This window comes from Rathayibacter sp. RFBD1, assembly GCF_002932915.1.
Classification (GTDB): Bacteria; Actinomycetota; Actinomycetes; order Actinomycetales; family Microbacteriaceae; genus Rathayibacter.
Genome location: NZ_PSWQ01000024.1, coordinates 75,572 through 98,038 on the forward strand (window position 1 = coordinate 75,572; position 22,467 = coordinate 98,038).

Here is a 22,467-nt window from a genome sequence, read left to right on the forward strand (position 1 = left end):
GCAGCGAACGGTTAGGTTCTGCCGCCCGGAGGAACGTAAAGTAGTCAGCCATGCATGTACTCAGCGTGAGCTCCCTCAAGGGCGGCGTCGGCAAGACCACGGTGACGCTCGGCCTTGCATCCGCGGCGTTCTCGAAGGGCCTGCGAACGCTGGTCGTCGACCTCGATCCCCAGTCCGACGTGTCGACCGGAATGGACATCAACGTCGCCGGCCACCTCAACATCGCCGACGTCCTGACGTCGCCGAAGGAGAAGATCGTCCGCTCGGCGATCGCCCCCTCCGGCTGGACCAAGGAGCACCACGGCACGATCGACGTGCTGATCGGAAGCCCCTCCGCGATCAACTTCGACGGGCCGCACCCCAGCATCCGCGACATCTGGAAGCTCGAGGAGGCCCTCGCGAGCGTCGAGGCCGACTACGACCTCGTGCTGATCGACTGCGCCCCCTCGCTCAACGCCCTGACCCGCACGGCCTGGGCCGCGAGCGACCGCGTCGCCGTCGTCACGGAGCCGGGCCTGTTCTCGGTGGCCGCCGCCGACCGGGCGCTCCGGGCGATCGAGGAGATCCGCCGCGGACTCAGCCCGCGCCTCCAGCCGCTGGGCATCATCGTCAACCGCGCCCGCGTCCAGTCGCTGGAGCACCAGTTCCGGATCAAAGAGCTGCGCGACATGTTCGGGCCGCTCGTCCTCAGCCCGCAGCTCCCGGAGCGCACCTCCCTCCAGCAGGCGCAGGGCGCGGCGAAGCCCGTCCACGTCTGGCCCGGGGAGAGCGCTCAGGAGATGGCGCACAACTTCGACCTGCTGCTCGACCGCGTGATCCGCACCGGTCGCATCGGCGAGCAGGTCCCCGCCGCGACCTAGGGCCGGCGGGTCCGCCGGACTTCTCCGGCTCGAGGTCTCGGGACGCGGGCGATGCTCGGTACTCGAGGAGCGCCAGGGACGGCGCCGGCGGACGCTCGGCGTCGGAGTTCGGCGCGGACTCTCGATGCGCGGGCGGAGCCCGCCACTCGATCAGCACGGTGAGACTCGGGTAGCGCCCGTTGCTTGCACAGCACGGCTGCAGGCGGGTCCGCTCCTGACCAGTTGAGCGCGCGGAGGAGACCCGGGAGTCCCCGGAGCAGCGGCCGACCCGCGAGGGGTGGGCGGTCAGCCGACGCGGCGGGAGGCGCGGCGCTGGGCGAGCTCGTCGCCCGGGTCGACCGACTGGTGGTCGAGCTCGACGAGGCTCGACTCGACCTCGCGGAGGACCTTGCCGACGGCGATGCCGAAGACGCCCTGGCCGCGGCTGAGCAGGTCGATGACCTCGTCGTTCGAGGTGCAGAGGTAGACGCTCGCGCCGTCGCTCATCAGGGTCGTCTGCGCGAGGTCGTCGACCCCGGACTCGCGGAGCTGGTTGACCGCCGTGCGGATCTGCTGGAGCGAGATCCCGGTGTCGAGCAGGCGCTTGACCAGCTTCAGCACGAGGATGTCGCGGAAGCCGTAGAGGCGCTGCGTGCCGGAGCCGGACGCGCCGCGCACGGTGGGCTCGACGAGCTCGGTCCGCGCCCAGTAGTCGAGCTGCCGGTAGGTGATCCCCGCGGCGCGCGCCGCGACGGCCCCGCGGTAGCCCGCGTCGGCGTCGAGCTCGGGCAGTCCGTCGGTGAACAGGACGAGGTCGCGCTGGCCGCTGACGTCGCGGCTGACTTCTCTCATCCCTGTGCCTCTCGGATCCGGACGCCGGATCCTCCGAACGCGCTCCCTACCGTACCGACCGGCGCAGGCCGAGTAAACGACATCGGCCTCGGCGCCGCGGCGTGTCGCACGGGCCGCCCGACGGCCGGCGGCGCGGCCCTCACGAGCGGGCGATCCGCGAGAGGGCGCTGCGCACCATCGCCCCGCGGATCGTGCCCAGCTGGGTCGCGAGCCCCACCGCGTTCTCGGCAGCGCCGGCGGAGCCGGACGCCTCTCCGCGGCGGGCGCTGGAGGCGACGACGCTCTCGATGAGCGACATCTCGCGCTCGACGGCGACGCGGAGCGGTCGGAGATGGCGGGGCTCGATACCGGATCGGCCGAGGTCGACGAGCGCCTTGAGCGTCGTCACGGCCTCGTCCCCGAACACGTCCCCGCCCCGCACGAGCCCGGCGGCGATGGCCTCCTGGACGAGAGCGGGCGTGGCACCGGACTCGGCCGCGAGGCCCTCGCGGGTCAACCGCGTGGCGGGGCCGAGGAGCGAGGCGCTCGGACCCCCGACACCGGCCGGCAGGGCGGGCTCGCGTCCGGCGTCGATGTCGTCGAGGTATCCGCGGATGACCTTGAGGGGGAGGTAGTGGTCGCGCTGCAGAGCGAGGATCATCCGGAGCCGCTCGACGTCGGAGCCCGAGAACTTGCGGTAGCCGGAGTCGGTGCGGGCCGGCGAGACGAGCCCCTGCTCCTCGAGGAAGCGCAGCTTGGACGGGGTGACGTCCGGGAACTCACTGGTCAGCCTGGCCAGCACCTGCCCGATGCTCAGCAGAGCGGCGGAGCCGGTGGGGAGGGCGCGCGCGGAGGAGCGGCCCACGGCTCACGCGTCCGGAGCGGCGACGAGGTCGGCGCGGGACGCGTAGAAGGTGAGTCGGAACTTGCCGACCTGCACCTCGGAGCCGTCGGTGAGGATCGCGGACTCGATCCGGACCCCGTCGAAGTAGGTACCGTTCAGGGAGCCGAGGTCGTGGACCTCGAACGCCGTGCCGCGGCGGACGAACTCGGCGTGCCGGCGCGAGACCGTGACGTCGTCGAGGAAGATGCCCGCGTCGGGGTGACGGCCGACCGTCGTGGAGTCGGTGTCGAGGAGGAAGCGGGCGCCGGTGTTCGGTCCGCGGCGCACGACCAGCAGCGCGGATCCCGAGGGCAGAGCCCCGACGGCCTCGGCCTCCTCGCGGGACGCGCGGTTGTCGAGAGCGGCGAGCTGGGCACCGATGTCGTCGGTAAACGTCAGAGTCGTCTCCGTCGACGGCTCACCGGGAACGGAATTGTGCTGGGCGGATGATGCTCCACCGACGGGCTCGACCAAGACGTACCTCCTATCAGGTCAGCGTATCCGAATCGTGACCCTCGTCGGACCCCTGAGCACCTGTGCGGACCCCCGGGACGAGGTCCCGCGTCTGGACGGCGTAGACGATCCCGGCCCACCAGTAGAGGAATGCGCCCCACAGCGCGAAGGCCCAGGCGATGGGGAGCGAGGCGGGCGCGAGGGCCGGGAACGCCTGCCCCAGCATGATCAGCGGGAGCGCGTAGAAGAGGCAGAAGGTCGCGAATTTCCCCAGGTGGTGCACGGGAAGCGGTCCGTAGCCGTTGTTCGCCAGGACGACCGCCAGGACCACGAGCATCAGGTCGCGGGCGAGCAGCACGGCGACCAGCCACCAGGGCACCAGTCCGCGGGCCGCGAGGCCCAGGACGGTGGCGAAGATGTAGAGCCGGTCGGCGGCCGGATCGAGGACGCGTCCGAGGCGCGTCATCTGGTCGAAGCGGCGCGCGATCCAGCCGTCGAGGTAGTCGGTGAGGCTCGAGACCACGAGGGTCAGGAGCGCGAGCGCGTCCTCGCCGAGGACCACGAGCACGAGGAACACCGGCACCAGGGCGAGACGCACCATGCTGAGGACGTTCGGGACCGTCCAGATCCGGTCCTCACCGGTGCGCGCCATGCGCCCAGCCTAGGCGGGGCGCACGGCGGCGTGGTCAGCGCTTGTCGCGCCAGACCCGCTCGAACGGCAGGCGCCAGGCGTGCGGCGCGATCAGCTGGTGGATGGCGTTCGGCCCCCAGGAGCCGGGCGCGTAGAGACGGACGGGCGGCGGATCCTGCAGGAGCGGCGCGGAGACCTCCCAGAGCCGCTCGATGCCCTCCGCGGTGGTGAACAGCGTGTGGTCTCCGCGCATCGCGTCGAGGATCAGGCGCTCGTAGGCCTCGAGCGCGTCGCCCGCGCGGTCGGTCTCCTGGAGCGCGAACTGCATGCTCAGCTTGTCGAGCCGCATGCCGGGACCGGGGCGCTTCCCGTAGAACGAGAGCGAGACCTTCGAGGCGTCCGCCAGGTCGAAGGTGAGGTGGTCCGGGCCGTGGGCACCGACTCCGGAGCCCTGCGGGAACATGCTCTTCGGGGGCTCGCGGAACGCGATCGAGATGATGCGCTGGCCCTCGGCCATCCGCTTGCCGGTGCGGAGGTAGAACGGCACTCCCGCCCAGCGCCAGTTGTCGATCTCGCACTTCAGCGCGACGAAGGTGTCGGTCTCGGAGTCGGCGGCGACGCCCGGCTCGTCGCGGTAGCCGATGTACTGGCCGCGCACCACGTTCTCGGGGTTCAGCGGACGCATCGAGCGGAAGACCTTGTTCTTCTCCTCGCTGATGGCCTGGGGCTCCAGCGCGGTCGGCGGCTCCATCGCCATGAACGCCAGCACCTGGAAGAGGTGGGTGACGACCATGTCCTTGTACGCGCCGGTGGACTCGTAGAACTCGGCGCGACGGTCGAGCGTGAGGCGCTCGGGGATGTCGATCTGGACGTGATCGATGAAGTTGCGGTTCCAGATGGGCTCGAAGAGGCCGTTGGCGAAGCGGAAGGCGAGGATGTTCTGCGCCGGCTCCTTGCCGAGGAAGTGGTCGATCCGGAAGATCTGCTCCTCGCTGAAGGTCTCGTGGAGCTCCGCGTTGAGGACGACCGCGCTCTCGAGGTCGACGCCGAACGGCTTCTCCATGATGATCCGCGAGCGCTCGACCAGCCCGGCCTCGGCGAGCATCCGCACGACGGAGAGCGCGGCCCTGGGCGGGACGCTGAGGTAGTGCAGCCGGCTCACGTCCGGGCCGAGGACCGCCTCGGCGTCGGTCACGGCGGCGGCCAGCGCGGCCGGGCCCGCGGACTGCGGGACGTAGCGGAGCTTGGACGCGAACTCGTCCCACTGCGCCGGCGTCAGGGAGCGGCTCCCGAACTCGTCGTAGGCCAGCTTCGCGAAGGCGCGGAACGAGGCGTCGTCGTGCTCCTCGAGCGAGGTGCCGACGATCTGCAGGTCCGGTGCGAGGGAGGAGAGCGCGAGGTGGGCCATCCCCGGGATGAGCTTGCGCCGGGCCAGGTCGCCGACGGCGCCGAACAGCACGACGACATGGGGTGCCGCCTGCTCGGTCTGGACGGCGGGAGCGGGGGGTGCGGTTGTCACGGTCACCCCTCGATCATTCCAGTTCGGATCGTGACGCAGGCGTCATGTGCTCGATACGCACCGCCGCTAAGGTCTCTCCCGTGCCTCCGTTCTCCGACGCGTCCGCCGCGACCGCAGCACCCGCCTCCGCCACCGCCCCATCCTCCGCCGACGGGACGACCGCGCCTCCGCTCGACGAGAGGATCCGCGCCGACGTCCACCTGCTGGGCGAGCTGCTCGGCCAGGTGCTCCGCGAGTCGGGCGAGCCCTCCCTCTACGAGGACGTGGAGCGCCTGCGCGCGCTCACGATCAGCGCCTACGACAGCGGCGACGCGGCCGGGACCGCGGAGGCGGAGGAGTTCGTCGCCTCGCTCACGCTCGAGCGCGCCGAGGAGGTCGCCCGGGCGTTCACCTGCTACTTCCACCTCGTCAACGTGGCGGAGGAGTTCCACCGCGTCCGCGTGCTGCGCCGGCGCGAGGCCGACGCCGGTGCGCAGTCGCCCGAGGACTCGATCCTCGCCTCGATGCGCCGGCTGACCGGCGAGCTCGGGGAGGACGAGGCGTTCGCGCGCCTGTCCCGGCTGGAATTCCGCCCGGTCCTCACGGCGCACCCGACCGAGGCGCGCCGCCGCGCGGTGGCCTCGACCATCCGCCGCATCAGCGACCTGCTCGAGCAGCGAGACGACCCGCGCATGGGCGGCGTCGTGCTGGTGGAGATCCGCCGCAGGCTGCTGGCCGAGGTCGACACGCTGTGGCGCACCGCTCCGCTGCGCGAGTCCAAGCCCACTCCTCTCGACGAGGTGCGCACCGCGATGAGCGTCTTCGACGAGTCGCTGTTCTCGGTGCTCCCCCGAGTCTACCGCCGCCTCGACGACGCTCTGCTCGGCGAGGGCTCGGGCACCCGGGCTCCGGTCGCACCGGCCTTCGTCCGCCTGGGCACCTGGATCGGCGGCGACCGCGACGGCAATCCCTTCGTCACCGCCGAGACGACCCTCGCTGCGGTCGACATCGCCTCCGAGCACGTCCTCATGGGTCTCGAGCGCGTCGCCCGCCGCGTGGGCCGCGCGCTGACCCTCGACGCGTCGACCACTCCCCCGTCGGCCGCCGTCGAGGCGCTCTGGGCCTCCTGCGTCGAGCGGGCTCCCGAGCTCGCCGCCGACATCGCCGAGCGCTCGCCCAACGAGGCGCACCGCCGCGTCCTGCTCTTCGCGGCCGAGCGCCTGGCCGCGACCCGGTCCGAGGGGCCGCTGGCCTACTCCGCCGCCGCCGAGCTGCTGGCCGAGCTGCGCACCCTCCAGGAGTCCCTGGTCGAGGCCGAGGACGTCCGCGCCGCCTACGGCGACCTCCAGGACTTCGTCTGGCAGCTCGAGACCTTCGGCTTCCACCTCGCCGAGATCGAGGTGCGCCAGCACTCGAAGGTGCACCGCGAGACGATCGCCGCGATCCGCGCCGGCGAGGAGCTCGACGAGCGCGGCCTCGAGGTCCTGTCGGTGTTCCGGGCGATCGCGAAGGTCCAGGAGCGCTTCGGCACCGACGCGGCGAGGCGGTACATCGTCTCCTTCACGCAGTCGGCCGACGACCTGCGGACGGTCTTCGAACTGGCCGAGGCGGCGACCGACGGCGTGCCGCCGATCATCGACGCGGTCCCGCTCTTCGAGACCTTCGCCGACCTCGACGCCTCGACCGACATCCTCGCCGAGATGATCCGACTCCCCCAGGTGCAGGCGCGCCTCGCGGCCACCGGCAACCGGCTCGAGGTGATGCTCGGCTACTCCGACTCGTCGAAGGACGTCGGACCGGTCTCGGCGACGCTCGCGCTCTACGACGCGCAGGCGCGCATCGCGCAGTGGGCGGCCGACGAGGGCATCGTGCTCACGCTGTTCCACGGTCGCGGCGGAGCGCTCGGCCGCGGCGGCGGGCCGGCCAACCGGGCCGTCCTCGCGCAGCCGCCCGGATCGGTGGACGGCCGCTTCAAGCTGACGGAGCAGGGCGAGGTCATCTTCGCCCGCTACGGCAACCCGGACATCGCCACCCGGCACATCGAGCAGGTGGCGGGAGCGACGCTGCTCGCCTCCTCCCCCGCGGTCGGCGAGCGCAACGCGGGCGCCGCGGAGCGCTTCGCCGAGGTGGCGGCGACGATGGACCGCGAGTCGCGCCGCCGCTTCTTCGAGCTCGTGAAGGCCGACGGCTTCGCGCCGTGGTTCGCCCGGGTCACCCCGCAGGAGGAGGTGGGCCTGCTCGCCCTCGGCTCGCGTCCGGCCCGCCGCGGCCTCTCCGTCGAGTCGCTCGAGGACCTGCGAGCGATCCCGTGGGTCTTCGCCTGGACCCAGGCCCGCGTCAACCTGACCGGCTGGTTCGGGCTGGGCAGCGCGCTCGAGGCCGTCGGCGACCTCGACCTGCTCCGCGAGGCCTACGCCTCCTGGCCGCTGTTCACGACGATGGTCGACAACGTCGAGATGTCGCTCGCGAAGACCGACGAGGGCATCGCCCGCCGGTACCTCGCCCTCGACTCCCGCGACGACCTCGCCGGACTCGTGCTCGACGAGATGGCGCTCACCCGCCGGTGGGTGCTCTCGATCACCGGCGAGGAGAGCCTGCTCACGGGCCACCGCGTGCTCGGCCGTGCCGTGCGCCTGCGCACCCCGTACGTCAACGCGCTCTCGCTCCTGCAGCTGCGCGCACTGAAGGCGCTCCGCACCGACCCGGGCGGATCCGGGACGGAGCAGAACCAGCGGCTGCTCCTGCTCGCGGTCAACGGAGTCGCGGCGGGGCTGCAGAACACCGGCTGATCCCGGCTCGGAACGACGGAACCCCCGGCGGCCTCACGGCTGCCGGGGGTTCTCGTGCGTCTGCGGGCGCCTCCCGCCTGCGGAGCGGGTCGAGGCGCCGGGCGGATCAGGCCTGCGGAGCGGCGCCGGCCTCCTGAGCGGCCTTCGCCTCCTCGTACTGGCGGCGCACCTCGACCATGTCGAGGCCGCGGACCTGCTCGATCAGGTTGTCGAGCGCGGGGGCGGGCAGGGCGCCGGGCTGAGCCATCAACGGGATGCCGTCGCGGTACACCACGAGGGTGGGGATGGAGGAGATGCCGTAGCTCGCGGCGAGCTGCTGCTGGTCCTCCGTGTCGACCTTCGCGAACGTGATGTCGGCGTTCTTCTCGCTCGTGGCCTCGAAGACCGGAGCGAACTGCTTGCACGGGCCGCACCAGTCGGCCCAGAAGTCGATGAGGACGATGCCGTCGGCGATCGTCTGGTCGTGGGAGTCGAGGGTCATCGCAGTCGTAGCCATGGGGGATGCAACCGGGTGCCCCCGCGGCCTATTCCCGGGCGGGATCGAGGAGGTCGAGCAGCGACCGCGGACCGACCACGGCGGCCCCGAGCGCCTCGACGCGGGCGGCCAGCCCCCGATCGGCCGTCGCGACGACCGCGGTCTCGAGCGCGCCGACCAGCTCGACGATCGCGTCGTCGCCCGAGCCGTCGGCCGCGTGGACCGTCAGCCGCTCCATGAGAGCGCCCGGCTCCGGACGGGCGGCGCGCGCCGCTCCCTCGAGCACCACGGCGATGCGCGGCCAGACCGTGTCGGCGTCGATCCCCAGGAGACGGCCGGGGACGCCGGCCTCCGCGAGGCGGGCCAGGGAGGCGAGGAGGCGCTCCGCGGCGCCGGCTCGGTCGCGCCACCAGCCGTCGGGGCGTGAGCCGACCACGTTGGCGGCGTCCACGACGAGCACCGGGATCGCGGAGCCGAGCGCGCGCAGGCCCGGCCAGGCCGCTCCGAAGCCCGGGTGCAGCGGCAGGGAGTCGACCTCGTCGGGGGCGACCCAGCGCAGCTCGGTGCTCTCGGCGTCGCTGATGCGGGGAGTGAAGTGCTCGCGGGACTCGGCCAGGACTGTGGAGTAGCTCCACGGTCCGATCACGACGACGCTGGAGAGCACGGGCAGGATCAGGTCGGCGGGGACGCCCGCCTCCTCCTCCGACTCCCGGAGGGCCGCCTCGAAGGCCGTCTCCTCGGGGTGACGGGCGCCGCCGGGCAGCCCCCAGGTGTCCCCGAAGTGGCTCCAGCTGACGCGGTGCTGGAGCAGGACGCGTCCCGACGGATCGCGCAGGAGGAGGCCGGCGGCGCCGAAGCGTCCCCAGAAGCGGCGTCCGTCGCCGATCTCGACCCAGCCGTCGCCGAGCGACGCGTCGAAGGGGTGGCGCGGGAGCACGGCGTCCGCGCCGGGGTCCTCGCTGGTCATGCCCTCCAGCCTCCCACACCGCGCCCGCCGCGCCCGACCCCGACGGGCTGGCAGAATCGGACGATGCGCCGCTCGAGACCCCTCCGCCTCGCGACGCTCGCCTGGCTCGCGCTGATCGCCCTGATCACGCTGACGCCCGCGCCCTACCCGGCCGGGGAGCCCAACGCGCTGATCCGCGGGATCATCGCCTTCCTCGCCTCCACGCCGCTCACCGGCTGGTTCGACTTCGACGTGGCGGAGTTCACCGCGAACGTGCTGCTCTTCGTGCCGCTCGGTGCGCTGATCGCCGCGCAGCTGCCGGCGGGGCGCCGCCTGTGGGCCGCCGCCATCGGGCTCGGGGTGTCGGCGGCCGTCGAGACCGCGCAGCTGCTGTGGCTGCCGACCCGCGTCTCCGACGTGCAGGACCTGGTCTCGAACGGCAGCGGCTCTCTGATCGGCGCCCTGCTGACGATCGCGCTGCTCCGCTTCTCCCCCCGCCGCCGCTCCCGGAAGGACCGCACCGCCCATGCCCGCTGAGACCCTCGTCGTCCTCGACCGACCCTCCCTCGACGCCGAGGCGCACTCGCCGGGAGGACCCGCGCACCGCATCGATCCGAGCGGGCGCGGCGATCTGGACGTCACCGACCTCGGCTTCACCCGCGGCGACGGCGTGTTCGAGACGATCAACCTGGTCGACGGACGGCTGCAGGCGCTCGACGCGCACCTGGACCGCTTCGAGCGCTCGGCCCGGATGCTCGACCTGCCCCGGCCGGACCGGCCCGCCTGGCTCGAGGCGATCGGAGCGGCGGTGGCCGCGCACCCGCCCGTCGCCGAGGCGATGCTGAAGACGATCCTGACCCGCGGCGTCGAGGGCGGCGGGCGGCCCACCGGCGTCGTCTTCGTCCAGACCAGCCCGGACTTCGGCCCGGCCCGCCGCGACGGCGTGCGCGTGGTGCTCCTGGACCGCGGGCTGCGCTCGGACGTGCAGTCGACGTCCCCCTGGCTGCTCGCCGGCGCGAAGACGCTCTCGTACGCGGTGAATCGTGCGGCCGCGCGGGAGGCCGCCCGGCGCGGTGCCGACGACGCCCTGTTCGTGTCGAGCGACGGCTACCTGCTCGAGGGGCCGACCTCGAACCTCGTGCTGCTGACGGGCGGGGAGCTCGTGACTCCTCCGCCGAGCCTCGGGCTGCTGCCCGGCACCACGCAGGCCGACCTGTTCGCGCTCGCGCCGGGCCTCGGCCTCGGGACGGCGGTGCGTCCGCTGCGCTCGGGCGATCTGGAGGCGGCGGACGCGGCGTGGCTGGTCTCGAGCGCGCGCAACGCCGCTCCCGTCCGCGCCGTCGACGGGACCGACCGCCGTGTCGACGCCGACCTCTCGGCCCGGATCAACGCCGCGCTGCTCGCCCGCTGAGCGTCCGACCCTCCTCCGTGGGACGCCCCGCGCCGAGCGCGGACGGCGTCCCGGAGGAGAGAGGGCTCAGGAGAGGCCGTCGACGTCCGCGGGGCCGCGGCTGATCAGTCCGCCGCGGACGTGCTCGACGGTGGGGTCGAGCTGGACCGGATCGCGCTCGTCCGCCGCCTCGTCGTTGATCACGGCCGAGACGATGCCGCGCCAGTCGGTGCCCTCGGCCACGGCCTCCTCGGAGCCGACGCGGCGTGTGACGAACACGGCCTCCGACTCCTCGCCCGCGTGCGAGATGACGGCGAGGACGCCGACGGTGCGACCGCCCGGGTGCTCGATCCGCCACTCCTCGTGCCCGGACGGGACGAGCGAGAACTCCAGGCCCGCGTGCGGGAAGCCGGTGGGGCGCAGCTCGGACGGGGATCCGCTCTGCGGAGGCGCGCCGCGGGTGGGGACCCCGGTGCCCTCGCCGCTCGTCGTGCTCATGCCGACGTCGCCGCGGGTTCCGCCGGCTCCGGAGCTGTCGTTCGCCGCGACCATGCGGTCGTCGCCGCTCCGCAGCGCGTCGTCCGCTCCGGTGTAGATGCTGTCGTCTCGGTTCATGGGAACCTCCTTGTCGGCGGCCAGTGTAGGACCGCGGGGTGGGTGGCGAGCGGGCGCCGTTCGTAGACTGGGGGGATGCAGATCCCGGTGACCGGTGCCGTGCGGGTGGACGCGTGGCTCTGGGCGGTGCGCATCTACAAGACGCGCTCCGCAGCGACGACCGCGGCCCGGGCCGGCCACATCCGCGTCAACGGCGAGCGGGCCAAGGCGGCGCAGACCGTGCGGGTCGGCGACGAGGTCCGCGCCCGGATCGGCGGCTTCGACCGGGAGCTGATCGTCCGCGGACTCGTGGTCAAGCGGGTCGGTGCGCCGGTGGCCGCCGAGTGCATGGAGGACCGGACGCCCCCGCCGCCACCCCGGGAGTCCGCGCCGGGCGTGATCGTCCGTGACCGCGGAGCGGGCCGCCCGACGAAGCGCGACCGGCGCGACATCGAGCGGCTCCGCGGATTCTGACCGCGCGACCCGGCAGCGGCCTCAGGGGGCGAGCGCGCGCAGGCGCTCCAGGAGCCCCTCCGCCGCCTCGTCGAGGAACCGCTGCTGCAGCTCGTCGCCGACCTGGACGAGGGCGATGTCGGTGAACCCCGCCTCGATGTAGGGCACGAAGCTCTGGGCGAGCTCGTCGAGGTCGGGGCCGCAGGCGATCTGCTCGGCGACGTCCTCCGGGCGCACGAACTGGCTCGCTCCGGCGAAGCCGGCGGGGGTCGGCAGATCGGAGTTGACCGCCCAGCCGCCGGCGAACCAGCGGAACTGCTCGTGGGCCAGCGCCACTCCCTGCTCCTTGTCCGGCGCCCAGCAGATCGGGATCTGGCCGATCGTGCGCGAGGGGGCGGCGTCCGCACCGCGGACCGCGGTCCACTGCGAGATCAGATCCGCGTCGGGCTCGGTCGTGATGAGGTGGTCGCCGATCGGCGCGAAGCGGGCGATCGACTTCTCCCCCGAGACCGCCAGGCCGATCTCGACCGGCGTGTCCGGCAGATCCCAGATGCGGGCGGAGTCGACGCGGAAGTACTGGCCCTCCCAGGTCACCAGCTCGCCGGTGTGCAGCTCGCGGATGAGGTGGACGGCCTCCTCGAGCATGTCCTGGCGCACGGCGACCGAGGGCCAGCCCTCGCCGACGACGTGCTCGTTGAGGTTCTCGCCCGAGCCGAGGCCGAGCGTGAAGCGGTCGTCGGAGAGGATCGCGAGCGTCGCGGCCTTCTGCGCGACCACGGCCGGGTGGTAGCGGATGGTCGGCGCGGTGACGTAGGTCGTGAGGTCGATGGTCGACGTGGCCTGCGCGACCGCTCCGAGCAGCGTCCAGGCGTAGGAGGCGTGCCCCTGCTCGGTCAGCCACGGCGAGTAGTGGTCGCTCGAGACCGCGAACTCGAAGCCGAGCCTCTCGGCGTCGACCGCGTAGCCCACCAGCTGCTTGGGTCCGCTCTGCTCGGTCATCAGGGTGTATCCGAATCGCACCATGGTCCGTCCTCGTTCCGCTCGTCGTGGGATGCCCGGGGGCACGTCCCATGGTGGGCGGGGCGCCGGATGCGCGCTAACCCCTTGCCCCGGTCGCGAGCGGCGGCTAGCGCGGCGTCAGACGAAGCGGATGCGGTTCTGCACGCGGGTGCGGACCTCGAACGACTCGCCGTACCCGCCGAGCCGCGGGTCGTCCGTGCCGGAGCGCAGCAGCTGCGGCAGCAGCGAGCGGCGGATGATGACGGCGCCCTGGTGCCTGCCGCGCTCGACCTGCTCGAACGGCTGCTCCAGCGCGTCGTCCGGCACGACCACGACGCACGTCGAGAAGCGGACGCCCAGCTCGCGGCCGAGACGGCGCGTGGCCTTCGCGAGCGAGGCGATCGGCTTCTCGTCCTCGGCGATCCCGGGGCCCTCGAGCTCGCCCTTCCTCAGGCGGACCGGGTCGCCCCAGTCGGCGGAGGTCAGCGCGAGCAGGCCGGCCGGCCCGAGCACGAGGTGGTCGATCTTGAGCCCGCCGTCGCCGACCGCGACGTCGTTCCAGATCGTGTAGGCGATGCCGAGCGCGCCGACGAGCGCGGCCGTCGCCTCCTCGGCCTGAGCCTTCGCGAGCCAGGAGCGGACCTCGCGAGGAGCGGAGCGGACGATCGCCGGGTCGAAGGGGTCCTCGGTCTCGACGCCGCGGCCGAGCCACTCGCGCACCAGGCGCAGGTAGTACTCGCGCGCCGCGCCTCCCGGGTGACCGTAGGAGCGGGCGCGCACGGCCGAGGCGGTCTGCGGGCGCGGTGAGCCGGTGTACGGCGACTGCGGGGAGGACCTCCCGGGGGCGGGAGCGCCTCGGTCGTAGTCGCCGCGGGCGGAGGCGCTGCCGATCCGCTCCCAGGCGAGCTGCACCGCGTGGAACGACGCGGCGTCGCCTCCCGTGTCCGGATGGGTCTCGCGGAGGCGGAGCCGGTACGCCCGGCGGAGCTCGTCGTCGGACGCGGTGGCGGCGACGCCCAGCACCTCGTAGGGGGTGCGGGCGGCGTGGCTGTCGGGCATGTGCTTCCGGGAGGGTCGGGGCGGGGGGTTCCGAGTGTATCGACGCGGGCCGGGCGCCCGGTGGGAGCGCGCACCGCGTCGGCTCGGAACGCGCCGAGCGCCCAGCGGGGGAACGGGCGCCCGGCGGGGGTCAGTGCGCGAGCAGCTCGCGCACCCGCGGGATGACCTGCGTGCCGTAGAGCTCGATGTTGCGCATGATCGCCGGGTGCGGCAACGTCCCGGCGCTGTACTTGAGGTCGAAGCGGTCGATGCCCAGGGCCTCGACCGTTCGCGCGATCTTCCGGGCGACCGTCTCGGGCGAGCCGAGGTGGATGGCGCCGTCGGGGCCGGCCTCCTCCTCGAAGCGCTCGCGGGTCATCGGGGACCAGCCGCGCTCGCGGCCGATGGCGTCCATCATCGCCTTGTGGTGCGGGAAGTACAGCTCGCGCGCCTCCTCGTCGGTGTCGGCGACGAAGCCGGGCGAGTGCACGGCGACCGGGAGGCGGGGCTGCTCGAGCTGCTCGAGCGCGCGGCCGAAGAGGTCGACGTAGGGGCGGAAGCGGGCCGGCGAGCCGCCGATGATCGCCAGGACGAGCGGGAAGCCGTACCGGGCGGCGCGGACGACCGACTCGGGGCTGCCGCCGACGCCGATCCAGGTGCGGAGGGTGCCGTTGTCGAGGGTCGGGTAGACGCTCTGCTCGGTGAGCGCGGGGCGGGTCGTGCCCTGCCAGGTGACCGGGCCGCCCTGGATCAGGGCGTGGAAGAGGTCGAGCTTCTCCTCGAAGAGGACCTCGTACTGCGCGAGGTCGTAGCCGAAGAGCGGGAAGGACTCGGTGAAGGAGCCGCGGCCGAGGATGACCTCGGCCCGGCCGCCGGAGAGTCCGTCGAGGGTGGCGAAGCGCTGGTAGACGCGCACCGGGTCGTCCGAGGAGAGGACCGTCACGGCGGAGCCGAGGTGGATGCGCTCGGTGCGGGCCGCGATGGCGGCGAGCACGACGTCCGGTGCGCTCACGGCGAAGTCGGCGCGGTGGTGCTCGCCGATCCCGAAGAAGTCGATGCCGACCCGGTCGGCCAGGACTCCCTCCTCGACCACGTCGCGGAGGACCTGGCCGTGCGGCAGCGGGGCGCCGTCGGGGCCGGCGGTGACGTCGCCGAACGTGTCGACGCCGAACTTGACTTCATGCATACTCATGGACTTCTGCAACCTCCGGGGGTCGACGGCTATTCCTGCGGGCGGGGTCCGACGTCCCCGGGCAGGAGCGCGTCGGAAGAGACGATCCCCGCCTCGAGCGCCGGCTCGCGGTAGGCGCGCCCGAGCGAGGCGACGGTGTCGTGCGCGTTCAGGCCGCTCGGGTTCGGCAGCACCCAGAGCGGCGCGCCCGCCATGTCCTCCTCCTGCCTGCCCTGCACCGCCCTGCGGCGTCCGAACGCGATCCGGTAGGCGGTGATGCCGACGACCGCGACGGCCCGGGGCCGCACCCGCTCCACGGTGGCGACCAGCCGCTGAGCGCCCTCGCGCAGCTCCTCCGCGGTCAGCTCGTCGGCGCGGGCGGTCGCCCGGGAGGCGAGATTGGTGATGCCGACGCCGCGGGAGACGAGCTCCGCGCGGTCCGCGGCGCTCATCCCCTCGGACACGCGCGGCGCGCGCTCGAGGATCCCGGCCGCGACGAGCGCCGGGTAGAAGCGGTTGCCGGGGTGGGCGAAGTGCGCGCCGGTGGCGGCGGTCCACAGCCCCGGGTTGATGCCGACGAAGAGGAGCCGGACGTCGTCGCCCAGCAGGTCCTCGACGGTGCGGTCCTGGAACGCTGCGAGCTCGGCGCGGGTGAACGGCATGCGACCATCCTGCCGCGGCGCAAGTCCTCTCGGCTCGGGGTCGCCGGTGCCAGCATGGAGGCATGACGAACGCATCCCAGGACCACCCGATCCAGCACGGCAGCGACGACGCGCAGCTCGACGAGAAGCTGCGCGGCGTGCTGCTGCAGGTCGCCGGCGACGCCGAGCTGCGACCGGAGGAGGACGTCGAGACCCTGCTGCGCCAGCGCCTGCGCGACACGCGCATCTCGATCTCGGACGAGGCGATCCCGGGGCTCGCCAAGCGCATCCCCGGCCTCATGCAGCGCGGGGGCGGCGACGTGAACCCCGGGGCGCACTAGCCCCGAGGGACGGGCGCGGGCCGAGCGGCCGCTCGGGCCGCGCCGGCTCGCGCTACTCGGGGACCGCCGGGCCCTTGCGGTGGTGGTCGAACACCAGGCTCGTGCGCGTCGAGGCCACCGCCGGGTTCGCCGAGAGGTTCGAGACCACGAAGTCCCGCACGTCGCTGGAGTCGCGGACCGCGACGTGGATGATGAAGTCCTCCGAGCCGCCGAGGAAGAACACCTGCACCACCTCGGGCAGCGCGCGGATCTCCTCCGCGAAGCGCGTGATCGCCTGGCGCTGGCCGACGCGGATGCTGACGCTGATCAGCGCCTGCAGGGTCAAGCCGAGCGCCGCCGGGTCGAGCTCGGCGGTGAAGCCGGTGATGACGCCGCGCTCGACGAGGCCCCGGACGCGTGCGACGCAGGTCGACGGGGCGATGCCGGCGCGCTCGGCGAGCCGGCTGTTGGGCGTCCGCGCGTCGGCGCGGAGGAGGCGCACCAGGGTCCGGTCGACCGGATCCAGGTCGTCGAGGTCGTGCAGATCCTTCGGTGGCATGCGCCCGCTCCCTCACTCCGCCGACGAACCTTCGGCCCGTGCGGTGACTTCCGACCGATCCTGCGGAGTTCCCCCGCTCCGGGCACGATCTTCGCACGATGGGGGCAGAGCCGGTGCAGGATCGGCGCCCACCGCCCGCCCCGCGGGCCGCAGCGAAGGAGCCGCCGTGCGCGTCGGGATCCCCACCGAGATCAAGAACAACGAGAACCGGGTCGCCGCCACTCCGGCCGGCGTCCACGAGCTGGTGCGCCGCGGCCACGAGGTCCTCGTCGAGGCCGGCGCGGGCCTGGGCTCGCGCGTGTCGGACGACGACTTCCGCCGCGCCGGCGCCCTCGTCGTCGACGGGCCCGACGAGGTCTGGGGCGAGTCCGAGCTGGTCCTCAAGGTCAAGGAGCCGATCGAGGCCGAGTACCCGCGGATGCGCCGCGACCAGGTGCTCTTCACCTACCTCCACCTCGCCGCCTCCCGCCCGTGCACCGATGCGCTGCTCGCGGCGGGGACGACCTCCATCGCCTACGAGACGGTCCAGCTGGACGACCGGCGGCTGCCGCTGCTCTCGCCGATGAGCGAGGTCGCCGGGCGCCTGTCGATCACGGTCGGCGCCTACCACCTCATGAGTGCCGTCGGCGGACGGGGCACGCTGCTCGGCGGGGTCCCCGGCACTCCGAAGGCGAAGGTCGTCGTGATCGGCGGCGGCACGGCCGGCGAGCACGCCGCGGCCAACGCCCTCGGCATGGGGGCCGACGTCACGATCGTCGACCTCTCGCTCCCCCGCCTCGCGCAGCTCGAGAACCGCTTCCAGGGCGCGATCCAGACCCGCGCCTCCTCGGCCTACGAGATCGCCGCGCAGCTGGCCGACGCCGACCTCGTGATCGGATCCGTCCTCATCCCGGGCGCCAAGGCGCCCAAGCTGGTGACCGACGAGATGGTCGCCACGATGAAGCCGGGCTCGGTGCTGGTCGACATCGCGATCGACCAGGGCGGCTGCTTCGAGGGCTCGAGTCCGACCACGCACGACGACCCCGTGTTCCCCGTGCACCGGAGCGTCTACTACTGCGTCGCGAACATGCCCGGCGCCGTCCCCGAGACCTCGACCCGCGCGCTCACCAACGCGACGCTCCCCTACGCGCTCGCGCTGGCCGACCGCGGGTGGCGGGCCGCCCTGGCCGCCGACCCGGCGCTCGCCCGCGGCCTGAGCACCCACGACGGCCGGGTGACGAACACCGCCGTCGCCGCGGCCTTCGACCTCCCGGCCGTGCCGGTGGAGTCGCTGCTGCTCTAGGCGCCCGCGGGCGCGAGGCCGAGCCCCCCGAGGATCTCGGCGATCTCCTCCTCCGGAGCGCCGCCCACGTCGACCGTGACGTGGAGCTCGTCGTCGCCGAGGGGCTCGAGCGCCTCGAACTGCGAGTCGAGCAGCGTGGTCGGCATGAAGTGGCCGACCCGCGAGGCGAGCCGCCCGGCGATACGGTCCCTCGATCCCGCGAGGTGCGCGAAGACGAGGTCGTCGCGGCGCAGGACGTCGCGGTAGCGGCGGCGCAGGGCCGAGCAGGTCACGACGACCGAGCCGCCCGCGGCGATCCGCTGGTCCACCACGCGGGCGATCTCGGCCAGCCAGGGCGCCCGGTCCTCGTCGGTCAGCGGGATGCCGGCGTGCATCTTGTCGACGTTCGCCTGCGGGTGCAGGTCGTCCCCCTCGAGGAACTCCCAGCCGAGTCGGCGCGCCAGGAGCGACGCGACGGTCGACTTGCCGCTGCCGGAGACGCCCATGACGACGACGGCGCGGACGGGGACGGTGGGAAGAGCGGTCATCAGATACCTCCTACGAAGAGACCGATCAGGAGGACCCCGGCGAGCCCGGTCACCGAGACCAGGCACTCCATCACGGTCCAGGTCTTGAGCGTCTGGCCGATGCTGAGCCCGAGGTACTCCTTCACCAGCCAGAACCCGGCGTCGTTGACGTGCGACAGGAACACCGAGCCGGCGCCGATCGCGAGCACCATGAGGGCGACCATCGGCCCGTCCATGGTCTCGGTCAGCGGCTGGAGGATCCCTGCGGCGGTCACGGTGGCGACGGTCGCGGAGCCGGTGGCGACGCGGATCACGACGGCCACGAGCCAGGCGAGCAGCAGCGCCGAGGCGCCGCTCCCCTCCGCGAGCTGGGCGACCACCCCGCCGATCCCGGTGTCGACGAGGACCTGCTTGAAACCGCCGCCCGCGCCGACGATGAGCAGGATGCCCGCGATCGGCGGCAGCGAGCTCGAGAGCGAGGCCTGCAGCTCGGTGCGGTTCATCCGGCCACCGCGGCCGAGCAGGACCAGACCGGCCAGGAGCGCGATCCCCAGCGCGATGGTCGGCGTGCCGAGGAAGTCGAGGGCGCCCTTCCAGGCGTCCGTGGAGCCCGGGGCCGCGATGTCGGCGATCGCCTTGCCCAGCATCAGCACGACCGGCAGCAGGATGCTCGCGACGGCGGCGGCGAAGCCCGGGCGGTGCTCGCGCGTCTCGCCCGCGCCCTCGCCGAAGAGCGGCGGCGTCTCCACCGGCGCCCAGCGGGCGGCGACCCGGCCGAAGAGCGGGCCGGCGACGACGACGGTGGGGATCGCGACCAGGACGCCGAAGGCGAGGGTCACGCCGAGGTTCGCGCCGAGCGCGTCGATCGCGACCAGCGGTCCGGGGTGGGGCGGGACGAGGCCGTGCATCACCGAGAGGCCGGCGAGCGTCGGGATCGCCACCTTCATCAGCGGCAGACCGCTCCGGCGGGCGACCAGGATCACGACCGGGATCAGCAGCACGAGCCCGACCTCGAAGAACATCGGCAGCCCGATCAGCGCGCCGACGAAGCCCATCATCCAGGGCAGCGCGCGAGTGCTCGAGCGGGCGATGAGGGTGTCCACGATGCGGTCCGCGCCGCCCGAGTCGGCGAGGAGCTTGCCGTACATCGCGCCGAGGCCGATGAGGATGCCGACGCCGCCCATGGTGTTGCCGAACCCCAGCGCGAAGCTGGCGACCGCGTCCGCCGCCGCCAGCCCCGCGATCAGGCCCGTCGTCAGCGCTCCGATCAGCAGGGAGACGAAGGGGTGCAGCTTCAGCCAGGTGATCAGCACGACGATCACGGCGATGCCGACGACGGCGGCGAGGATCAGCTGCCCCTGCCCGGCGGTGGTGGCGGGGGCGTCCCCGGCGGCGGCGCGGAGGGCGGGGAGGAGGGTCGGTGTCATGAGCGTCCTTGGTCGAGCCGACGGCCAGCGGCCGGCTTTTGTCCGACATAACCTGCGTGTGTCCCGATCATGCCCGAAGATCGGCCGGGGCGCGACTCCGGCGATGGCAGGATGACCGCATGCCCGCGCCGACGCCCTCGCTGCACCACTCGGTGCTGGACGAGCTCGGCTCGCAGATCGTGCGCGGCGAGCTCGCGCCGGGCACCACCTTCAGCGCCGACGAGCGTGCGGAGCGGCGCGGGGTCTCCCGCTCGGTGATGCGGGAGGCGGTGCGCGTCCTCGAGACGCTCGGGCTCGTGACGTCCCGCCGCCGCGCGGGGACGCGGGTCCAGCCTCCGGAGTGCTGGAACGCCCTGGACACGCGGGTCGTCGCGTGGGGACTGGACGGCCCGGACCGGCGGCGCCAGCTGCACCAGCTCAGCGAGCTCCGACTCGGGGTGGAGCCGCTCGCCGCCCGGCTCGCCGCGGCGAACGCGACCGAGGAGCAGCGGCGGGCGCTCACGGAGGCGGGCGACGCCCTCTCCACCCACTCCCGCGCAGCCGACCAGTCCGCCTACCTCGCCGCCGACACCGCCTTCCACCGCTCCCTCCTGGCCGCGTCCGGCAACCGGATGCTCGCGCAGCTGGGCGATCTGGTCGCCGAGGTCCTCGCCGGCCGCACCCGCAATGCGCTCATGCCGCGCGAGGCCGACTCCACCGCGGTGCGGCTGCACCGGGCGGTGGCCGCCGCCGTCGCCTCGGGCGACGCGGACGCTGCGGAGGCCGCGATGCGGGCGATCGTCGAGGAGTCGGACCGGGCGGTGCAGGAGAGCTGACGGGGTTGCACGCCCGCAGCGCCGCGCGCACAGTGGAGCGCATGGTCGAGGGATACACGTCCGCGCAGGTGCGGGCCGCCGAGGCTCCGCACCTGGCCCGGCGGGAGCCGCTGATGCAGCGCGCCGCCGACGGCCTCGCCCGCGAGCTGCGTCTCGTGCTCGCCGGGCGCTCCGACCGCTCCCGTCCGGCCTCGGTGCTCGTCCTGGTCGGTCCGGGCGACAACGGCGGTGACGCGCTCTACGCGGCCGCCGAGCTCTCCTCCTCCGGAACCGACGTCGTCCTCGTCCTCACGGCCGAGCGGGTGCACCGCCGGGGCCTCGCCGTGGCGCTCGACGAGGGCTGCGGGCAGGTGCCGGCCGACGACGCGCCCGGCCTCGCCGCGGCGGTGGCGCGGGCGGATGTCCTGGTCGACGGGATCCTCGGCATCGGAGCGACGGAGCCCGCGCTGCGGGGACGGCCGCGCGTCGTCGTCGAGGCGGTGCTCGACGCGCTGGAGCGGCGGGCCGAGCGCCCGGTGGTCGTCGCGGTCGACCTGCCGAGCGGCGTCCATCCCGACGACGGGTCGGTCCCCGATCCCACCGTGCTGCGCGCCGATGTGACGGTCGCCTTCGGCGCGATCAAGGCCGGTCTGCTGCTGCCTCCGGGCGACTCCTACGCGGGCCGGCTGCGCCTGGTCGACATCGGCCTCGGCCCGGACCTGGCCGGAGTGGAGCCCGCGGTCCGCGAGTGAGCGAGCGGCTCAGGAGGGAGCGAGGAGGTGCGCCTTCTCGGGGTGCTGCTCGAACCACTGTCCGACGTACCAGCACATCGGCACGACGCTCCGCCCGCCGGCGGCCTCGATGTCGGCGACGGCGAAGGAGACCAGCTCCCCGGCGAGCCCGCGGCCTCGGAAGGGCGGGGTCGTGAAGGAGCGGACGAGGGAGACGCTGCCGGGCGCCTCGCGGTAGTCGAGGACGCCCACCAGGGCGCCGTCGAAGTGGAGCTCGTAGCGCGACGCGTCGTCCGCCCGGCGGAAGTCCTTGGCCATACCTCCAGAGTAGGACGGCCCGGACGGATCAGGCCTCGTCGCCGAGCATCTCGCCGTCGACGTAGAGCCAGCGACCGTCCTCGCGCAGGAAGCGGCTGCGCTCGTGCACGAGGCCGGGGCCGGCGGGCGAGCGGTAGGAGGCGCGGAACTCGACCAGGCCCTCCTCGTCGCCCTCCCCGCCGAACGAGGTGTCGACGATCTGGAGCCGGCGCCACTGCACGTCGGGATCGAGGTCGATGCGGCGCGGCCGGGTCGAGGGGTGCCAGCTCGCGAGCAGGTAGGGAGCGCTGCCGAGGACGTTCGCGCTGTAGCGGCTGCGCATCAGGCGCTCCGCCGTCGGCGAGGGCTCCTCGCCGAGGTGGGCGGGGCGGCAGCAGTCGGCGTAGTGGCGGCGGCTTCCGCAGGGGCAGGAGTCGGCGGGGTGCATCCGGCCAGTGTGGCAGGCGATGCGGCGCCCCCGGCCCGGCGCGGCTCCGGCGAGCGCCGCGACTCCCCGGGCCGTCCAGGTGTGCATCCCCTCCACATCCGCTCCGCCGCCTTGAGGGTGCCGCCGGATCCCGGCAACGTGGCCCCCTCATCGACCACGGACGGAAGGAACGACCCGATGCTCACGCTCACCGACAACGCCAGCACCGTCGTCAAGACCATCACCGGGCAGACCGAGACCCCCGTCGAGGGAGGCCTGCGCATCAGCGGCACCGATCTCGACGCCCGCAACTTCGCTGTCGCGGTCGCCGCGGCCCCCGAGACGACGGACGCCGTCGTGGAGCAGGACGGAGCGCGCGTGTTCCTCGACGTCGCCGCCTCCGTCGCTCTCGGCGACAAGGTCCTCGACGCGCAGGTGGACGAGGGCGGCTCCGTCAGCTTCGGCATCGCTCCCCAGGACTGACCCCGTCGAC

General features: G+C 73.5%; 27 protein-coding genes. 10 read left to right on the forward strand and 17 right to left on the reverse strand.

The features are described from left to right. The first annotated feature begins 50 nt into the window (after positions 1–50). Entirely contained in the window at positions 51–860 is an 810-nt protein-coding gene (locus C5D50_RS13585) for a ParA family protein (RefSeq protein ID WP_104222576.1), read from the forward strand. 285 nt (positions 861–1,145) lie between these two features. On the opposite strand, the gene C5D50_RS13590 is transcribed toward C5D50_RS13585, so the two are convergent. The 5 genes from C5D50_RS13590 to zwf form a co-directional block, all read right to left on the reverse strand. Next, on the reverse strand, positions 1,146–1,691 hold the full coding sequence (locus C5D50_RS13590) for a MerR family transcriptional regulator (RefSeq protein WP_104222575.1): 546 nt from the start codon (positions 1,689–1,691) through the stop codon (positions 1,146–1,148). 139 nt (positions 1,692–1,830) lie between these two features. Continuing rightward, positions 1,831–2,535, reverse strand: coding sequence for a MerR family transcriptional regulator (locus C5D50_RS13595; protein ID WP_104222574.1), 705 nt, complete (start codon positions 2,533–2,535; stop codon positions 1,831–1,833). 3 nt (positions 2,536–2,538) lie between these two features. Beyond that, positions 2,539–3,027 (reverse strand): FHA domain-containing protein, encoded by a 489-nt coding sequence (locus tag C5D50_RS13600; RefSeq protein WP_104222573.1) that lies wholly within the window; start codon positions 3,025–3,027, stop codon positions 2,539–2,541. Between the two features lie 13 nt (positions 3,028–3,040). Continuing rightward, a complete protein-coding gene (locus C5D50_RS13605; protein ID WP_104283736.1) occupies positions 3,041–3,658 on the reverse strand; it encodes a CDP-alcohol phosphatidyltransferase family protein in 618 nt (205 codons plus the stop codon). 34 nt (positions 3,659–3,692) lie between these two features. Continuing rightward, positions 3,693–5,156, reverse strand: a complete 1,464-nt coding sequence (zwf, locus tag C5D50_RS13610) for a glucose-6-phosphate dehydrogenase (RefSeq protein WP_104225448.1) — start codon at positions 5,154–5,156, stop codon at positions 3,693–3,695. Between the two features lie 80 nt (positions 5,157–5,236). On the opposite strand from zwf, the gene C5D50_RS13615 reads away from it, so the two are divergent. Further along, on the forward strand, positions 5,237–7,924 hold the full coding sequence (locus tag C5D50_RS13615) for a phosphoenolpyruvate carboxylase (protein ID WP_374953554.1): 2,688 nt from the start codon (positions 5,237–5,239) through the stop codon (positions 7,922–7,924). Between the two features lie 106 nt (positions 7,925–8,030). Here the strand turns inward: C5D50_RS13615 and trxA are convergent, their stop codons facing one another. Together trxA and C5D50_RS13625 are read right to left on the reverse strand one after the other, a co-directional pair. Beyond that, positions 8,031–8,420, reverse strand: a complete 390-nt coding sequence (gene trxA / locus C5D50_RS13620) for a thioredoxin (RefSeq protein ID WP_104225382.1) — start codon at positions 8,418–8,420, stop codon at positions 8,031–8,033. A 28-nt stretch (positions 8,421–8,448) separates the two neighbouring features. Then, a complete protein-coding gene (locus tag C5D50_RS13625; RefSeq protein ID WP_104283737.1) occupies positions 8,449–9,366 on the reverse strand; it encodes an NUDIX hydrolase in 918 nt (305 codons plus the stop codon). A gap of 63 nt (positions 9,367–9,429) precedes the next feature. Between C5D50_RS13625 and C5D50_RS13630 the strand changes: the two genes are divergently transcribed. Then, a complete protein-coding gene (locus C5D50_RS13630) occupies positions 9,430–9,882 on the forward strand; it encodes a VanZ family protein (protein ID WP_104283738.1) in 453 nt (150 codons plus the stop codon). Beyond that, positions 9,872–10,756 (forward strand): aminotransferase class IV, encoded by an 885-nt coding sequence (locus C5D50_RS13635; RefSeq protein WP_104283739.1) that lies wholly within the window; start codon positions 9,872–9,874, stop codon positions 10,754–10,756. The genes C5D50_RS13630 and C5D50_RS13635 overlap by 11 nt, the downstream gene beginning before the upstream one ends. A 66-nt stretch (positions 10,757–10,822) precedes the next feature. On the opposite strand, the gene C5D50_RS13640 is transcribed toward C5D50_RS13635, so the two are convergent. Further along, positions 10,823–11,350 carry a hypothetical protein gene (locus tag C5D50_RS13640; protein ID WP_104238684.1) on the reverse strand — a complete coding sequence of 176 codons (528 nt, stop codon included), beginning with the start codon at positions 11,348–11,350 and terminating at the stop codon, positions 10,823–10,825. 75 nt (positions 11,351–11,425) lie between these two features. Between C5D50_RS13640 and C5D50_RS13645 the strand changes: the two genes are divergently transcribed. Then, positions 11,426–11,803: an RNA-binding S4 domain-containing protein gene (locus tag C5D50_RS13645; protein WP_181027140.1), complete on the forward strand. Its 378-nt coding sequence runs from the start codon at positions 11,426–11,428 to the stop codon at positions 11,801–11,803. 21 nt (positions 11,804–11,824) lie between these two features. On the opposite strand, the gene C5D50_RS13650 is transcribed toward C5D50_RS13645, so the two are convergent. The 4 genes from C5D50_RS13650 to C5D50_RS13665 all read right to left on the reverse strand — a co-directional run bounded on the left by C5D50_RS13650 (position 11,825) and on the right by C5D50_RS13665 (position 15,652). Next, positions 11,825–12,805, reverse strand: a complete 981-nt coding sequence (locus C5D50_RS13650; RefSeq protein ID WP_104283740.1) for a TIGR03557 family F420-dependent LLM class oxidoreductase — start codon at positions 12,803–12,805, stop codon at positions 11,825–11,827. Positions 12,806–12,919: 114 nt separating this feature from the next. Beyond that, positions 12,920–13,840 (reverse strand): J domain-containing protein, encoded by a 921-nt coding sequence (locus C5D50_RS13655; protein ID WP_104283741.1) that lies wholly within the window; start codon positions 13,838–13,840, stop codon positions 12,920–12,922. Between the two features lie 130 nt (positions 13,841–13,970). Beyond that, positions 13,971–15,005, reverse strand: a complete 1,035-nt coding sequence (locus C5D50_RS13660) for an LLM class flavin-dependent oxidoreductase (protein WP_104283744.1) — start codon at positions 15,003–15,005, stop codon at positions 13,971–13,973. Positions 15,006–15,040: 35 nt separating this feature from the next. Then, positions 15,041–15,652, reverse strand: coding sequence for a mismatch-specific DNA-glycosylase (locus tag C5D50_RS13665; RefSeq protein WP_104283745.1), 612 nt, complete (start codon positions 15,650–15,652; stop codon positions 15,041–15,043). A 62-nt stretch (positions 15,653–15,714) separates the two neighbouring features. Here C5D50_RS13665 and C5D50_RS13670 point away from each other — a divergent pair, with 62 nt between their 5' ends. Next, entirely contained in the window at positions 15,715–15,972 is a 258-nt protein-coding gene (locus C5D50_RS13670) for a hypothetical protein (protein WP_104222561.1), read from the forward strand. 52 nt (positions 15,973–16,024) lie between these two features. Here the strand turns inward: C5D50_RS13670 and C5D50_RS13675 are convergent, their stop codons facing one another. Next, positions 16,025–16,510, reverse strand: a complete 486-nt coding sequence (locus tag C5D50_RS13675) for an Lrp/AsnC family transcriptional regulator (RefSeq protein WP_104222560.1) — start codon at positions 16,508–16,510, stop codon at positions 16,025–16,027. Positions 16,511–16,676: 166 nt separating this feature from the next. Between C5D50_RS13675 and ald the strand changes: the two genes are divergently transcribed. Beyond that, a complete protein-coding gene (gene ald / locus C5D50_RS13680) occupies positions 16,677–17,792 on the forward strand; it encodes an alanine dehydrogenase (protein ID WP_104283746.1) in 1,116 nt (371 codons plus the stop codon). Here the strand turns inward: ald and C5D50_RS13685 are convergent. Both C5D50_RS13685 and C5D50_RS13690 read right to left on the reverse strand, forming a co-directional pair. Continuing rightward, positions 17,789–18,319 (reverse strand): gluconokinase, encoded by a 531-nt coding sequence (locus C5D50_RS13685; RefSeq protein WP_104225392.1) that lies wholly within the window; start codon positions 18,317–18,319, stop codon positions 17,789–17,791. The genes ald and C5D50_RS13685 overlap by 4 nt on opposite strands. Beyond that, positions 18,319–19,725 carry a GntP family permease gene (locus tag C5D50_RS13690; protein WP_104273301.1) on the reverse strand — a complete coding sequence of 469 codons (1,407 nt, stop codon included), beginning with the start codon at positions 19,723–19,725 and terminating at the stop codon, positions 18,319–18,321. The genes C5D50_RS13685 and C5D50_RS13690 overlap by 1 nt, the downstream gene beginning before the upstream one ends. A 119-nt stretch (positions 19,726–19,844) precedes the next feature. On the opposite strand from C5D50_RS13690, the gene C5D50_RS13695 reads away from it, so the two are divergent. Next, positions 19,845–20,540 (forward strand): FadR/GntR family transcriptional regulator, encoded by a 696-nt coding sequence (locus tag C5D50_RS13695; protein WP_104225394.1) that lies wholly within the window; start codon positions 19,845–19,847, stop codon positions 20,538–20,540. Between the two features lie 41 nt (positions 20,541–20,581). Next, positions 20,582–21,271, forward strand: a complete 690-nt coding sequence (locus tag C5D50_RS13700; protein WP_104267409.1) for an NAD(P)H-hydrate epimerase — start codon at positions 20,582–20,584, stop codon at positions 21,269–21,271. Between the two features lie 9 nt (positions 21,272–21,280). Here C5D50_RS13700 and C5D50_RS13705 read toward each other — a convergent pair whose 3' ends face one another. Both C5D50_RS13705 and C5D50_RS13710 read right to left on the reverse strand, forming a co-directional pair. After that, positions 21,281–21,568 carry a GNAT family N-acetyltransferase gene (locus C5D50_RS13705; protein WP_104283748.1) on the reverse strand — a complete coding sequence of 96 codons (288 nt, stop codon included), beginning with the start codon at positions 21,566–21,568 and terminating at the stop codon, positions 21,281–21,283. A 28-nt stretch (positions 21,569–21,596) separates the two neighbouring features. Further along, a complete protein-coding gene (locus C5D50_RS13710) occupies positions 21,597–21,995 on the reverse strand; it encodes a YchJ family protein (RefSeq protein ID WP_104225449.1) in 399 nt (132 codons plus the stop codon). 177 nt (positions 21,996–22,172) lie between these two features. On the opposite strand from C5D50_RS13710, the gene C5D50_RS13715 reads away from it, so the two are divergent. Next, a complete protein-coding gene (locus C5D50_RS13715) occupies positions 22,173–22,457 on the forward strand; it encodes a hypothetical protein (RefSeq protein ID WP_104222553.1) in 285 nt (94 codons plus the stop codon). The last annotated feature ends 10 nt before the right edge of the window (positions 22,458–22,467 follow it).

Excerpts from the sequence above, each read along its gene's own strand:
- C5D50_RS13625 (WP_104283737.1), bottom strand. The coding sequence starts at position 9,366 with ATGACCAGCGAGGACCCCGGCGCGGACGCCGTGCTCCCGCGCCACCCC.
- C5D50_RS13710 (WP_104225449.1), bottom strand. The coding sequence starts at position 21,995 with ATGCACCCCGCCGACTCCTGCCCCTGCGGAAGCCGCCGCCACTACGCC.
- C5D50_RS13685 (WP_104225392.1), bottom strand. The coding sequence starts at position 18,319 with ATGACCGCTCTTCCCACCGTCCCCGTCCGCGCCGTCGTCGTCATGGGC.
- C5D50_RS13690 (WP_104273301.1), bottom strand. The coding sequence starts at position 19,725 with ATGACACCGACCCTCCTCCCCGCCCTCCGCGCCGCCGCCGGGGACGCC.
- C5D50_RS13670 (WP_104222561.1), top strand. The coding sequence starts at position 15,715 with ATGACGAACGCATCCCAGGACCACCCGATCCAGCACGGCAGCGACGAC.
- C5D50_RS13605 (WP_104283736.1), bottom strand. The coding sequence starts at position 3,658 with ATGGCGCGCACCGGTGAGGACCGGATCTGGACGGTCCCGAACGTCCTC.
- trxA (WP_104225382.1), bottom strand. The coding sequence starts at position 8,420 with ATGGCTACGACTGCGATGACCCTCGACTCCCACGACCAGACGATCGCC.
- C5D50_RS13590 (WP_104222575.1), bottom strand. The coding sequence starts at position 1,691 with ATGAGAGAAGTCAGCCGCGACGTCAGCGGCCAGCGCGACCTCGTCCTG.
- C5D50_RS13630 (WP_104283738.1), top strand. The coding sequence starts at position 9,430 with ATGCGCCGCTCGAGACCCCTCCGCCTCGCGACGCTCGCCTGGCTCGCG.
- C5D50_RS13715 (WP_104222553.1), top strand. The coding sequence starts at position 22,173 with ATGCTCACGCTCACCGACAACGCCAGCACCGTCGTCAAGACCATCACC.
- C5D50_RS13650 (WP_104283740.1), bottom strand. The coding sequence starts at position 12,805 with ATGGTGCGATTCGGATACACCCTGATGACCGAGCAGAGCGGACCCAAG.
- C5D50_RS13660 (WP_104283744.1), bottom strand. The coding sequence starts at position 15,005 with ATGCATGAAGTCAAGTTCGGCGTCGACACGTTCGGCGACGTCACCGCC.
- C5D50_RS13700 (WP_104267409.1), top strand. The coding sequence starts at position 20,582 with ATGGTCGAGGGATACACGTCCGCGCAGGTGCGGGCCGCCGAGGCTCCG.
- C5D50_RS13705 (WP_104283748.1), bottom strand. The coding sequence starts at position 21,568 with ATGGCCAAGGACTTCCGCCGGGCGGACGACGCGTCGCGCTACGAGCTC.
- C5D50_RS13695 (WP_104225394.1), top strand. The coding sequence starts at position 19,845 with ATGCCCGCGCCGACGCCCTCGCTGCACCACTCGGTGCTGGACGAGCTC.
- C5D50_RS13665 (WP_104283745.1), bottom strand. The coding sequence starts at position 15,652 with ATGCCGTTCACCCGCGCCGAGCTCGCAGCGTTCCAGGACCGCACCGTC.
- C5D50_RS13635 (WP_104283739.1), top strand. The coding sequence starts at position 9,872 with ATGCCCGCTGAGACCCTCGTCGTCCTCGACCGACCCTCCCTCGACGCC.
- C5D50_RS13645 (WP_181027140.1), top strand. The coding sequence starts at position 11,426 with ATGCAGATCCCGGTGACCGGTGCCGTGCGGGTGGACGCGTGGCTCTGG.
- C5D50_RS13675 (WP_104222560.1), bottom strand. The coding sequence starts at position 16,510 with ATGCCACCGAAGGATCTGCACGACCTCGACGACCTGGATCCGGTCGAC.
- C5D50_RS13655 (WP_104283741.1), bottom strand. The coding sequence starts at position 13,840 with ATGCCCGACAGCCACGCCGCCCGCACCCCCTACGAGGTGCTGGGCGTC.
- C5D50_RS13640 (WP_104238684.1), bottom strand. The coding sequence starts at position 11,350 with ATGAACCGAGACGACAGCATCTACACCGGAGCGGACGACGCGCTGCGG.
- C5D50_RS13585 (WP_104222576.1), top strand. The coding sequence starts at position 51 with ATGCATGTACTCAGCGTGAGCTCCCTCAAGGGCGGCGTCGGCAAGACC.